Raw genomic sequence first — 12,000 nt, forward strand, 5'->3', positions numbered from 1 at the left:
AACTTCTGGGTAAATTCAAAAAAATTAGATATCAACGAGGACGCTAAGATGAAGACAAAAATGATAATGTCAAAAGTAAAAATAAAATCTTTGCTGTTATTAACTTATTTAGCCATGGGAATTCCTTCTCTTCACGCAGCAGAAACCTTGCAAGTGTGGATCCGTGCTAGTAATGATTCCAAGAATATTTATAAAACTGAAGCCGAGACGTTTGAGAAGAAAACCGGCATTAAGATTGAATATTTCAATGCCACAACCGATTTTGAACAGCGTCTGGCGCGAGCTGCCGCGGGTAACGCGCTGCCAGATTTGATTTTCAATGATGCCGTGGCAATTGGGCAGTTTGTGCAACTGGGCATTGTTGAGCCGATAGAGCCGAAAAATATCATTGGCGGAGAGAATATCTTCGATACCGCTTGGAAGAGTGCCCAATATATTGATGGCAAATATTATGGTGTGCCCACTTCAGCACAAACTTTCGCTTTGTTTATACGCAAAGACTGGCGGGAAAAACTGGGGTTAGAACAACCGAAAAACTGGCAAGACATCAGTGCGTTAGCAAAAGCATTTACTTTTAATGACCCCGATGGCAATGGCAAAAACGACACCTACGGCTTTATTCTGCCAGCGTCAACCACTCGCGGTTATGCCAGCTGGTTTATCAGCTCTTATCTCTGGCAAGCAGGCGGTGACTTTATTCGCCCAGCCGGTGAGGGCAAGTTTAAAGGTTCTCTGGAAGAGCCAGCAGCGGCTGAAACCTTGAGTTTCATGCGTGGCATGGTGTGTGACAAAACCGTCCAGCCGGGGGCGATTAACGCCACGACGGCAGATGCCATCCCTTCATTCCGATCTGGCCAAAGCGGCATGTTCTTCTCCGGCCCGTATCACATTGCTTTATTTGATAAAGATCCCGGTAAAGAGGCTTTCGAAGTGATCCCGCCACCAGCAGGGCCAAAAGGGCAGGCAACACTGGCTGAAGGCACCACGGTGTTTATGATGAAGAGCAGCAAGCAAAAAGAAGCCGCTCAGAAATTCATCGAATTCATGATTTCACCTGAAGGTCAGCAAATCGGCATGGGAATGGGGAGCAACAATATGCCGGTAGTGCGGTTGTCGATTAATAAACTGGTTGATACCAAAGCAGTTTACAACGACCCGCGCTGGGCAATGTTTGCTGATTTGTACGCCGAACATGGCCGCTATATCCCGCAAGTGCCTAACTGGACGCCGATTCGCCAAGTGACGTCTGAAGGTTTCAACCGCATCTTAGCCAACTGTGCCAGTGATATCCCTGCTGAATTAAAAGCAGTGAATCAGAAAGTTAATGATGAGTTGGCTAAACAGAATGTCTTAGGGCAGTGAGTAAATCATGATAACGCTAACCCCCCGACTAAAACGTAATCTGGTCCCGTGGCTGTTCCTGGCCCCGGCACTGGTCATCTTCACCTGGTTTAAATTCATCCCGATGCTGCAAGGGCTGGTGATGAGTTTTTACAAGGTTAACTTTAACCAGCCAAATGAGTGGGTCGGGTTTGATAACTTTTCCCGCGCTATGGGTGATGAAGCACTGCATTCTGCCGTCTTCAACACGCTGTTATATGTGGTGGTCACCATGGTGGTGGCCGCCTTTATCTCCTTCTTCTTAGCCATGCTATTGGAAGGACCGGCTCGGCATCTGCGTTTTATCCGTACTGCTATCTTCTTGCCAGCGGTAACCAGTGCGGCGATCGTCGCCGAAATGTGGCGGATTCTATTTAACCCAACCAGTAACGGCGTAGTGAACCACATCTTGTCGTGGTTCAGCATAGAAGCGCAGGGTTTTCTGGCAGATACCGATCAGGCGCTGTGGACAGTGATGATGCTGCATATCTGGAAAGCCGTGCCTTACAACATGGTTATCTTTATTGCTGGGTTAGCGGGTATTAACCGCGATTTATATGACGCCTCGAATGTTGATGGTGCCAACTGGTGGAACCGCCTGCGCTACGTCACGTTGCCGGGCATGATTCCCGCGCTTTCTGTGGTGCTGATGCTGTCGTTTATTCGTGGTTTCCGTGTGTTCGCTGAAGTTTATGCCACCACTGGCGGCGGCCCATCTAATGCGACGGAAATGATCATGACCCATATCTACAAACTGGGCTTTGAGCAGTTTGATTATGGCTATGCATCCGCGGTGTCCTTCCTGTTATTCGCCTTCACTGTGGTATTGACGATTTGTCATCTCACATTGAAAAAGCGCATCGCCCGTTACTAACCTGAGCCGGAGACTGGTAATGAAAAGTAAAACTTGGAACAGTATCGGCCGCTGGATTATTTATGGTCTGCTGCTGGTGGTCTTTGTTGGCCCGTATTGGGGCATTATCGCCACCGCATTCAGTGGTGCGCCAGTAAAACCCGGTGAGCTGCTGGCCTGGCCAAATCAGTTCTCGTGGGAGAACTTTATCTTTGCCTGGATGGATATTGGCGTCTGGCAATACCTGCTGAACTCCATCGTCGTGGTGTTCTTCGGCACGGTTTTGCAGGTGTCAGTCAGTGCGCTGGCGGCTTATGCCCTGGCACGTAAAAAGTTTGTCGGGGTTTCTCTGACCAGTTTGATCATTCTCTCGACCATGATGCTGCCGGAAGAAGTGATCGCCATTCCTCTCTATATGATCATCAACTGGCGGCTGCCGGTGATCGATGCTTCGCTGTACAACAGCTATCTGGGCATGATCTTGCCGGTTGTCGGCTGGGCTTTCTCTATCTTTGTTCTGACCGAGTTTATGGCGGCCATCCCGAAAGAGCTGGAAGAGGCGGCACGTATTGATGGCGCCAGTGAATGGCAAATCTTCTTCCATGTCATCCTGCCACTGGTTAAACCGGCATTGGGCACGGTGGTAACCTTCGGCTTTATCATGATTTGGGACCAATACCTGTTACCACTGATTGTGGTTAATCAGGACAGTCTGAATACCATTCCGGTGATCCTCGGCACCTTACGTACTGACGAGAGCATCACACCAAATATCTTTATTGCCATCACTCTGTTGGCGATGTTGCCAAGCATCATCGTGTATCTGGGTCTGCAAAAACATTTCAATCGCGGGATCATGTCTGGCGCGGTTAAAGGCTAGGGAGAAACAAAATGGGATCGGTTGTACTTAAAAATGTCTGTAAATCTTACGGTGACACCCATGTGATCCGCGATGTATCGCTGGAAATTCCTGATGGTGAGTTCTGCGTGTTGGTTGGTCCAAGTGGCTGCGGAAAATCCACCTTATTGCGCATGATTGCCGGGCTGGAGGAGATCTCCGGCGGCACGGTGGGTATCAATGATAAAGATGTCACTGACGTCGAACCTAAGATGCGTGACATCGCCATGGTGTTCCAAAGCTATGCCCTTTATCCGCAGATGACAGTGCGTGAGAACATGGGTTTTGCGCTGAAAATGGCCAAAATGTCTAAAGCCGACATCAGTAAAAAAGTCGAAACTACGGCAGAGTTATTGGGCTTGCAGGCATTGTTGGAGCGGCTACCAAAAGATTTATCTGGCGGACAGCGCCAACGTGTCGCAATGGGGCGGGCAATTGTGCGTAATCCACAGGTATTTTTGTTCGATGAGCCTTTGTCGAATCTGGATGCCAAATTGCGTACTCAGGTGCGTGGTGAGATCCGCGAATTGCACCAGCGGCTGAAAACAACCTCGGTCTATGTGACCCATGATCAGATAGAAGCGATGACCATGGGGCAGATGATCGTGGTGCTGCGTGAAGGGCGGATTGAGCAAGTCGGCACGCCATTAGATCTTTATGATCGTCCGGCCAATCTGTTTGTGGCGGGTTTTATCGGATCACCCGAGATCAATCAGTTGAAAGGGACAGTGGTGCAACAGGGGGCAGAGTTCCTGCTGCGGCTAGAAGATGGCTCCTTACTGACACTGCCTGTGGGTTTGCAAGTGACCGAAGGGCAAAACGTGGTGTACGCCATTCGTCCAGAGCAGGTCAATGTGGTGGATGAGACTCACAGCGCCAGCGCGCTCAAAGCCACCATTACGGCGATTGAAAATACGGGCTCGGATATGCAGCTGTTTTGCAGCACCGGCGGCGGGCGTTTTACCTCGGTGTTTAAACAGCGCCTGGCGGTGAATGCAGGGGAAACGGTCTATTTGCAACCTAAGCTTGCCGGTATCCACATTTTTGATGCTGACACCGGCGTGCGGGTTGCCTGCCAGGCTGCATAAGGAAGCAATCCCATGACGCCAATAAAAACCGCTGCGACACCGATGAAATTGTACACCTTGGATACAGACTGTTTAATCAAGGCCAAGGCGGTATTGCAGCAGCCATTTTCACCTTTACAGCCGGCGTTACGCCGGTTATTAAGTGAAGCCGATGCTCTACGGGACCAGCCGCCGGAGAGTGTGACGCACAAAACACTGCTGCCGGTGAGTGGTGATGTTCACGATTACTACAGTTTTGGGACTTACTGGTGGCCGAATCCGCGCAAGCCCGATGGACTACCTTATGTGCGGCGTGATGGTCATACTAATCCGCAAAGCCAAAATGACGATACTGATACCCAGCGCATTGAGCGCATGTGTGACCGCTGCCTGACACTGGGGCTGGCCTACTATTTTACCGGCAACAGCCGCTATGCGCAGGTGGCAGCAGAACAGATTCGTTGCTGGTTTTTAGATGCCAAAACCCGCATGAATCCGCATCTGAATTATGGTCAGGCCATTCCCGGTATTGTCTCTGGGCGAGGCACCGGGCTGATTGATACCCGGTTGATGTGGATGGTGATTGATACTATCGGTTTGATATTGCCCGCCAAGTTGCTGGATACCGAGGATACGGCGGTCTTGCAGCAATGGTTCCGCGACTTTAACCACTGGATGTTCCACAGTGAAGTGGGCCACTCGGAATATGTCTGGCACAACAATCACGGCACTTGGTATGACGTACAGCGCGCAGCTAATGCCATGTTTTATGGTGATCGCGGGCTGGTCTCTACCATTATTAGGCAAGGAATAACGCAGCGGCTGGCTGCGCAAATTGCACAAGATGGCAAGCAATGGATGGAGCTGGAGCGAACCGTGCCGTTCCACTACTCCCTGTTCAATCTGGAGGCGCATTTACTGCTGTGTCGCTACGGCGAACATGTCGAAATTGATCGCTGGGAGTGGGTGCAGGATGGCCGTAATGTGCAGCAGGGAATCGACTATCTACTGCCATTTATTGCTGAACCTGAATTGTGGCCCTACCGTGATTTACGCGGCATCGATTATGACAGCGCATTGCGGCTGTTATTACAGGCGGCCAGAGGTTACCCCAAAGATGCCCCACGTTATCAGGCAGCTCTCGCTACTTTACCGCCAGAGACCCTGACATCCCGTGATCGTCTGTTGTGGCAGAGTTAGTAGAAAGGCAAAGGTGATGTACACTCAGGGCTGTTTTTCAGCCAGTGAGTGATGTCAATAATGAGTGACGTGAATAATCCTGATGACCTGTCGATCATTACCCGCTTCCTGCGCCGGCAACATGTGCTGACGCTGTGCGCTGGCAGCGGTATGGATATGTGGTGTGCCAACTGTTTTTATGTGTTTGATGAAGCACCAATGGCGCTTTATCTGATGACAGAAAAGCATACCCGTCACGGCGAACTGATGCAGATTAACCCGCAGGTTGTCGGCACTATCGCCACCGCGCCGCGCACCGTGGCCTTGATAAAAGGCATTCAATATCGCGGTGAAATAACGCCATTACAGGGTGAGGCTGAGCAGGCTGCCCGCCAACGCTATTGCCGCCGCTTCCCCGTCGCAAAAATAGCTTCCGCCCCTCTCTGGCAGCTGACGCTGCTGGAAATCAAGATGACCAATAATACCCTCGGTTTTGGCAAGAAATTGCACTGGAATGCCCCTCGTCCTTGAGATTGCAGCAGTGTTAATTGTTCTCATTATTTGGCCCATTTATGGGCCTGGCTTTTGTGAGCTTGCCGCAGATATCGCTCAAATAACAGACAATAAAGCTATCCCTTGAGGCATTATTAGACCATTGCAGTCTATATTGAGTATTTATTGCTTTTTTTGAGTTATATATAGCTCGTAAGAGACTATAATGATTCGTATGTGAGTCATTATTAAGTTTTAAGTGAAAATATAATCATATTAATTTGACTTATATATGAATCGTAATGGTAGTTAACGTTTTACATATGAATCATTAAGGCTGGGCTTATGCCGAAATCTATTGTAAGAACCTATTCAAGATATACCGAGGAAGCACTGCAGCTGCTTGCAACCTCTGTTCGGGCCGCCAGACTGGAGAAAAAACTGACAGCTGAGGAAGTCGCCGAGCGAGCAGGTATTTCCAGAAGCTTACTACAGCGGATTGAGAAAGCAGATCCTCGCTGCGGAATTGGTGTTGTATTTGAAGTGGCTAAGATAGTAGGTGTTAGTTTGTTTGAGGAAGAAGCAGATATGAGTACGATGATTATTCACCGCAAACGAATTGAAGAAAAGCTTAGCCTTCTTCCGCGTCGTTCAAGGAAAATAACAAGGAAAGTGAATGATGACTTCTGACAGTGAATATAAAGAAGCTTACGCATGGATTTGGTTGCCTGGTGAAACTAAACCTATCGTTGCAGGGTTACTCAGTTTAGAGGGGAAAAGCATCGTTTTTAACTATGGTAAAAGCTACCTGGAACGCATAAACGATGAACCTCGTGCAATTCCTATCTATGAACCTGAATTACCCTTAAAGGCAGGAATACTTCCTCTTTTGCCAAGTCTGAGTATGCCGGGATGCCTCCGGGATAGTGCTCCCGATGCGTGGGGGCGCAGAGTTATTATCAACCGCAAGCTCGGAAAGAAAGCCGCGGATATGGATACGGCAATTTTTGACGAGCTGACTTATCTTCTTGAGTCGGGTTCTGACCGGATCGGTGCTCTGGATTATCAGCGTTCTCCCACAGTTTATGAACCCCGCTCGGCGAATAATGTCTCTATCGAAGAGTTAATGAATTCTGTAGAACGTGTTGAAAATGGCATACCACTCACTCCTGAACTTGACCAAGCTCTTTATCATGGGAGTTCAATTGGTGGGGCTCGCCCGAAGGCTCTAATTGAAGAATATGGTGAGAAGTATATAGCAAAATTTTCAGCTAGTTCAGACCTCTACAGTGTCGTGAAGGCTGAGTATATCGCCATGCGATTGGCTGCATTGGCCGGGTTGAATGTTGCCCCGGTTCGATTACTCAAAGCGGCAGGAAAGGATGTACTCCTCATTAAACGATTTGACAGAGACTATACCCAGCAGGGATGGACGCGCAGGTTGATGGTATCAGCGCTTACCTTGTTTGGGCTAGATGACATGTTTGCGAGATATGCCAGTTACGAAGTACTGGCAGAGATCATCCGTACACGCTTTCAGCATCCTAAGGAGACACTTAAAGAATTATTTTCTCGCTTGTGTTTCAATGTGTTATGCGGAAATACAGATGATCATGCTAGAAACCATGCAGCATTTTGGGATGGGAATAGCCTGGTACTTACACCCGCTTATGATATTTGTCCGCAAGGCCGGAGCGGAAATGAGGCATCCCAGGCAATGTTAATTGTTGGCAATGAACGACTCAGTACACGGAGCAATTGCCTTGCCGCGGCACCCGCTTTTCTTCTGACAGCACAGGAGGCGAAAGATATTTTTGAGCAACAGAAAACAGTCATTGAGGACAATTGGCAAAGTATCTGTGATGAGGCTGAGCTTTCAGAGATTGATCGGAAATTATTCTGGCATCGGCAATTTTTAAACCCTTTTTCAATATGATGAGATCTGCAGTAGAACGTCGAATTTACCACATTTTTTGATGGGGTAAGTTTGCAAACCAGTGTAAATACTGTTCACATCAGTTCCCGATTGATTAGTAGCTCGCTTGCCGCCTACCTGCAACGCCAATGACTTTGGGCATAGTCTCTTGGTTCTGATTATAACTGGCTGTTTTCCGGTGTTATGTCATAGTGTTTCTGGTATGTATTATCAGTAACAATTGATTTAATGATTGTCTCCATACTGTGGTGGCGCGGGCATTTTTATCGGGAGGTCAAATGGCAAAGGTATTATTGCTGGGAGCGAGTGGCTTGGTCGGGGGCGAACTGCTGCGCTTGCTACGTTTGGATGCCAGAGTAACATCCATTATTGCGCCGACTCGTAAGCCATTACCTGCCTCGAATAAACTGATTAATCCGCAGGGCGAGAATATCGCCGAGTTGCTGAAAACCTTGGTTGAACCGGTGGATTTGGTCTTCTGTTGCCTGGGTACCACGCGCAAGCAAGCGGGCAGTCAGGCGGCATTTCGTCAGGTAGATTATCGTCTGGTGTTGGCAGCCGGTGAAACGGGGTTACGGCTGGGGGCACGGCATTTCTTGTTGGTAAGCGCGATGGGCGCTAACCCCAACTCTTGGCTATTCTATAACCGCACCAAAGGTGAAGCTGAGCGGGATTTACAAACCCAAGGTTGGCCGCAACTGACATTTGCCCGCCCATCAATGCTGGCAGGCAAGCGCGCAGCCCCACGTCTGATGGAAAGTCTCAGTGCGCCACTGTTTGCCTTACTACCTGATAAATGGCGCTTAATTAAAGCCAAGAATGTCGCGCAGGCGCTGTTGGATGAGGCTTTTGCCCCGCCACAAGAGGGCGTTAAAATTTTGACCTCTGCCCAGATGCAGCGCACATCATAATAAGGATATTGTCTGATTATCTCGGGCAATGATCACCTCGGCCGGGAGTGTATTGTCGCGCGCCCATGCATCCAACTGGTGGCTGATGTGTGTCAGCCAGGTTGCTTTTGGCTGCAATAAATCACTGATGGCGAGTGCCAATGTGACGTCATTATGATTGCGCGGTGGCGGCGATTGTGGCGGATGGCTGCAATCGACCACCAGTAAATCAATCTCTTTACTGGCCAAAAATAGCGCGCTGTCAGCAGGTAGCCCAATCGTGTCCGTCAGATAGGCAATGGCCCGATTAGGGCTTTGCAGCAAATAGCCGAAGGTGATTTTGGAGTGATTTAAGGGCACTGGAGTCACCCGTAAATCGCCAAACAGGATAGGTTTAAATGGGCTCAAGGGCGGCTGAAATGCCAGTATTCCCGGGTGCTTATACAGATCGTCGCAACCGTCTGGGTCCGCTGGGCCATAAACCGGAATGGAATTTCCACACCCCCAGCGCAACGGAAATAACCCCTGAACATGATCCATGTGGTAATGTGTAAGCAAAAAACGCTGAATTTGCCCCGCCGTAAACTGACTTTCCAGTGTTGGTAGCCCCGCATCAATCAATGTGGTTTCCCCCTGATAACGCAGCATGGCACTACAAGGTTGGCGACGTAGTGCGGGTTGTCGTCTGGCGGTTGCACAAACCACACAGTCACAACCAAACACCGGCACCTGTTGGGCGCCTCCAGTCCCGAGCAATGTCAGTTCCATGTTTGACTCCCCATTTCGTTATTTATACCCATCATTAACTCGAGTCATTGAGTTCATTTTGTTGCCGTCTACCTGCAACTCGAAATCTATCGGGGGTAAAGGGATGTTCTCTGCCAGTAATTGCTGAAACTGCTCTAGTGTGTGCTGTAACTCACCATCATTATACAGCCGCAGGCAATTGATGGGCAGCTGCTGCTGATAATGTTGCGCCCGCAGTAAGCGCTCACTGATTTGCTCGCTGTTTTCCCGCCCGCGCTGTTGTAGGCGCTGCGCCAGAATCGCCGGGGAAACCGTCAAACACAGTGGCAATAATTGGTGGTGATAGCGCTGCTCAACTTGGGGTAAATAGGCTCTGGAGCCATTCACCACCACATCCAACCCATGTTGCAGCCAGATATCTATCTCAATGCCGACCCCATAATGGTGCTGATGCGCCTGCCAATAGAGGGCAAATAACCCCTGTTTGGCCCGCAATAAAAATTCCTGCTCACTTAACGCAATATGATTTTCAGCACCGGCATGGGCCGCGCGGGTAATATAGCGGTGCGCCACCATCATATTGGCGGGTATGGCCGCCCGCAGAGCAGACAGCAGGCAATCCTTGCCTGCGCCGGAAGCCCCCATCAGGTAGATTAAGCGCGCCATCAGAACACCTGTATTCCCTGACGCCAGACGTTTTGCACGTAAATATGTTTACTCTGCGAACCGTCATGAGCGCGGGCCAGTATCAAATCTGCCCGTTTACCTTCTGCAATCACGCCGCGATCCTCTAGCCCCAAGGCTTTGGCCGGGTTGCGGGTGACCAAATTGACCGCCTGCGGTAAGGTGAAACTGTTGGCTTCATCCTGCGCGATACGAAATGCGGCATCCAACAGACTGGCCGGGTAATAGTCAGAAGATAAAATATCCAATACCCCCAACGATGCCAGCTGGTGGGCTGCGACATTGCCGGAGTGGGAGCCACCACGGACGATATTTGGCGCGCCCATCAACACCTGTAACCCGTGTTGATGTGAGGCTCTGGCTGCCACTTCAGTGGTGGGGAACTCTGCAATTACACTGCCCAGCGCTTGGGACTCCGCCACATGTTCGGCGGTAGCATCATCGTGGCTGGCGAGTGCAATTCCCCGCTGGCGGCAGTGACTGGCAATCGCCGCTCTATTTGGCCCTGACCAGCGAGCGGAAAGAGTGATTTGTTCCTCTTCAAATTCCACCATTTGCTGATCATTAAGGTGATATTTACCCTGATAATACTCACGATATTTCTCCCGCGAGGCGAACTGGCGCTGTCCTGGTGAGTGATCCATCAGCGACACCAATGAAAGTTCAGGCTGCATCATCAGCTTTTCAAACAGGGGCAGGGTACTGTCATGGGGTAATTCACAGCGTAAATGGATCCGATGCTCGGCTCGATTCAATCCCGCCCGCTGGCTATCCACCACTGCATTGATCATTTTTTGCAGGTTATCCAGCCGATGGCCGCCATCGCGCACATCACCGACGGCTACGGCATCCAAAACCGTGGTTATTCCGCAGGCAACCATCAGGGCATCATGGCTGCTCATTGCTGAATGGGCTGGCCAATCAACCTTGGGACGCGGCGTAAAAAACTTGTCCAGATTATCGGTATGCAGCTCGATCAATCCCGGTAATAGCCAGCTATTTTGTCCATCAATAGCGGCTGAAAGTTGAGTCGGGCGATCGCTGTAGCTGTGGATCACACCATGTTGGATTTCCAGTGATCCGCTGACCACCTGATCTTCAAGAATAAGGTTCACGTTATTGAGGATCATGCGGGGATCTCCGTGCTGACACAAGAGGGCGGTGGCGTCATCGCCAGTAAGCGGTCACTAACGCGGTTACGTATATTTTCATCATGGAAAATACCGACAATAGCAGCCCCGCGCTGCTTGGCTTCATCAATCAAGCCGACCACTGCCGCGCTATTGGTGCTATCCAGTGATGCAGTCGGTTCATCCAACAGCAAAATGGGATAATCCACGATAAAACCACGGGCGATATTGACCCGCTGCTGCTCGCCGCCGGAGAAGGTCGATGGCGCCAAATCCCACAGCCGTGGCGGAACATTGAGACGAGTTAACAGATCCTGAGCGCGCTGCTGGCACTGGTTGCGGTCAACCCCCAGTTCCAGCAAAGGTTGCATGACCACATTTAGGGCACTGATCCGTGGGATCACCCGTAAGAACTGACTGACCCAGCCCACAGTGTGGCGGCGCACCGCCATAATTTGTCGGGCTTCGGCGGTGACGATATCCAGCCACTCCCCCTGATGTTTGACCCAGATATGGCCGCTGTCAGGTAAATAGTTGGCATATAAAGAGCGTAGCAGAGTGGATTTACCGCTGCCGGAATGACCGTGCAGTACCACACATTCACCCCCGCCGACCTCCAAAGAGGTTTGATGCAGTACCGGCAGGCGAATGCCGTGCTGATGGTGCAGCACGAAGGTTTTACTGAGATTTTCAACTCTGAGTTGCAGGTGGTTCATAGTGAGTTCTCGTTAGCCGACTTGCGGA

Annotated in this window: 13 protein-coding genes; 9 read left to right on the forward strand and 4 right to left on the reverse strand. The window is 50.1% G+C overall.

Annotation, left to right across the window (positions count from 1 at the left end):
- Nucleotides 1-48: 48 nt before the first annotated feature.
- From FTA96_RS12125 to FTA96_RS12165, 9 genes are all read left to right on the forward strand, one after another.
- A complete protein-coding gene (locus FTA96_RS12125; RefSeq protein ID WP_145530623.1) occupies nucleotides 49-1,362 on the forward strand; it encodes an ABC transporter substrate-binding protein in 1,314 nt (437 codons plus the stop codon).
- Between the two features lie 7 nt (nucleotides 1,363-1,369).
- Nucleotides 1,370-2,254 carry a carbohydrate ABC transporter permease gene (locus FTA96_RS12130; protein ID WP_050110295.1) on the forward strand — a complete coding sequence of 295 codons (885 nt, stop codon included), beginning with the start codon at nucleotides 1,370-1,372 and terminating at the stop codon, nucleotides 2,252-2,254.
- A 19-nt stretch (nucleotides 2,255-2,273) separates the two neighbouring features.
- Nucleotides 2,274-3,113: a carbohydrate ABC transporter permease gene (locus tag FTA96_RS12135; protein WP_050110294.1), complete on the forward strand. Its 840-nt coding sequence runs from the start codon at nucleotides 2,274-2,276 to the stop codon at nucleotides 3,111-3,113.
- A gap of 11 nt (nucleotides 3,114-3,124) precedes the next feature.
- Nucleotides 3,125-4,219 (forward strand): ABC transporter ATP-binding protein, encoded by a 1,095-nt coding sequence (locus FTA96_RS12140; protein ID WP_050121723.1) that lies wholly within the window; start codon nucleotides 3,125-3,127, stop codon nucleotides 4,217-4,219.
- Nucleotides 4,220-4,231: 12 nt separating this feature from the next.
- Nucleotides 4,232-5,398, forward strand: coding sequence for an alginate lyase family protein (locus tag FTA96_RS12145; protein ID WP_050110292.1), 1,167 nt, complete (start codon nucleotides 4,232-4,234; stop codon nucleotides 5,396-5,398).
- Between the two features lie 60 nt (nucleotides 5,399-5,458).
- Entirely contained in the window at nucleotides 5,459-5,908 is a 450-nt protein-coding gene (locus FTA96_RS12150) for a YhbP family protein (protein ID WP_050152064.1), read from the forward strand.
- 306 nt (nucleotides 5,909-6,214) lie between these two features.
- Entirely contained in the window at nucleotides 6,215-6,559 is a 345-nt protein-coding gene (locus FTA96_RS12155; protein ID WP_050110290.1) for a helix-turn-helix transcriptional regulator, read from the forward strand.
- The gene (locus FTA96_RS12160; protein ID WP_314732601.1) at nucleotides 6,546-7,805 is read left to right on the forward strand and encodes a type II toxin-antitoxin system HipA family toxin; all 1,260 of its coding nucleotides are present in this window, start codon (nucleotides 6,546-6,548) and stop codon (nucleotides 7,803-7,805) included. Before FTA96_RS12155 ends, FTA96_RS12160 begins: the two co-directional genes overlap by 14 nt.
- A gap of 278 nt (nucleotides 7,806-8,083) precedes the next feature.
- Nucleotides 8,084-8,716, forward strand: a complete 633-nt coding sequence (locus FTA96_RS12165) for a Rossmann-fold NAD(P)-binding domain-containing protein (RefSeq protein ID WP_050110289.1) — start codon at nucleotides 8,084-8,086, stop codon at nucleotides 8,714-8,716.
- On the opposite strand, the gene phnP is transcribed toward FTA96_RS12165, so the two are convergent.
- The 4 genes from phnP to phnL are packed head-to-tail and all read right to left on the reverse strand — an operon-like array spanning nucleotide 8,711 to nucleotide 11,972.
- On the reverse strand, nucleotides 8,711-9,463 hold the full coding sequence (gene phnP / locus FTA96_RS12170; RefSeq protein WP_050135600.1) for a phosphonate metabolism protein PhnP: 753 nt from the start codon (nucleotides 9,461-9,463) through the stop codon (nucleotides 8,711-8,713). The two genes, FTA96_RS12165 and phnP, sit on opposite strands and share 6 nt — an antisense overlap.
- A gap of 18 nt (nucleotides 9,464-9,481) precedes the next feature.
- Complete coding sequence (phnN, locus tag FTA96_RS12175) at nucleotides 9,482-10,108, reverse strand: ribose 1,5-bisphosphokinase (RefSeq protein WP_145573884.1); 627 nt, start codon at nucleotides 10,106-10,108, stop codon at nucleotides 9,482-9,484.
- Nucleotides 10,108-11,256 carry an alpha-D-ribose 1-methylphosphonate 5-triphosphate diphosphatase gene (gene phnM, locus FTA96_RS12180; protein ID WP_050152067.1) on the reverse strand — a complete coding sequence of 383 codons (1,149 nt, stop codon included), beginning with the start codon at nucleotides 11,254-11,256 and terminating at the stop codon, nucleotides 10,108-10,110. Before phnM ends, phnN begins: the two co-directional genes overlap by 1 nt.
- A complete protein-coding gene (gene phnL, locus FTA96_RS12185; protein WP_145573886.1) occupies nucleotides 11,253-11,972 on the reverse strand; it encodes a phosphonate C-P lyase system protein PhnL in 720 nt (239 codons plus the stop codon). The genes phnM and phnL overlap by 4 nt, the downstream gene beginning before the upstream one ends.
- Between the last annotated feature and the right edge of the window lie 28 nt (nucleotides 11,973-12,000).

The organism is Yersinia alsatica (genome assembly GCF_902170305.1).
Taxonomy (GTDB): Bacteria; Pseudomonadota; Gammaproteobacteria; order Enterobacterales; family Enterobacteriaceae; genus Yersinia; species Yersinia alsatica.

What these genes read in the sequence shown, in the direction of transcription:
- FTA96_RS12125 (WP_145530623.1), top strand. Translation starts at nt 49, where the DNA reads ATGAAGACAAAAATGATAATGTCAAAAGTAAAAATAAAATCTTTGCTG.
- FTA96_RS12130 (WP_050110295.1), top strand. Translation starts at nt 1,370, where the DNA reads ATGATAACGCTAACCCCCCGACTAAAACGTAATCTGGTCCCGTGGCTG.
- FTA96_RS12135 (WP_050110294.1), top strand. Translation starts at nt 2,274, where the DNA reads ATGAAAAGTAAAACTTGGAACAGTATCGGCCGCTGGATTATTTATGGT.
- FTA96_RS12140 (WP_050121723.1), top strand. Translation starts at nt 3,125, where the DNA reads ATGGGATCGGTTGTACTTAAAAATGTCTGTAAATCTTACGGTGACACC.
- FTA96_RS12145 (WP_050110292.1), top strand. Translation starts at nt 4,232, where the DNA reads ATGACGCCAATAAAAACCGCTGCGACACCGATGAAATTGTACACCTTG.
- FTA96_RS12150 (WP_050152064.1), top strand. Translation starts at nt 5,459, where the DNA reads ATGAGTGACGTGAATAATCCTGATGACCTGTCGATCATTACCCGCTTC.
- FTA96_RS12155 (WP_050110290.1), top strand. Translation starts at nt 6,215, where the DNA reads ATGCCGAAATCTATTGTAAGAACCTATTCAAGATATACCGAGGAAGCA.
- FTA96_RS12160 (WP_314732601.1), top strand. Translation starts at nt 6,546, where the DNA reads ATGATGACTTCTGACAGTGAATATAAAGAAGCTTACGCATGGATTTGG.
- FTA96_RS12165 (WP_050110289.1), top strand. Translation starts at nt 8,084, where the DNA reads ATGGCAAAGGTATTATTGCTGGGAGCGAGTGGCTTGGTCGGGGGCGAA.
- phnP (WP_050135600.1), bottom strand. Translation starts at nt 9,463, where the DNA reads ATGGAACTGACATTGCTCGGGACTGGAGGCGCCCAACAGGTGCCGGTG.
- phnN (WP_145573884.1), bottom strand. Translation starts at nt 10,108, where the DNA reads ATGGCGCGCTTAATCTACCTGATGGGGGCTTCCGGCGCAGGCAAGGAT.
- phnM (WP_050152067.1), bottom strand. Translation starts at nt 11,256, where the DNA reads ATGATCCTCAATAACGTGAACCTTATTCTTGAAGATCAGGTGGTCAGC.
- phnL (WP_145573886.1), bottom strand. Translation starts at nt 11,972, where the DNA reads ATGAACCACCTGCAACTCAGAGTTGAAAATCTCAGTAAAACCTTCGTG.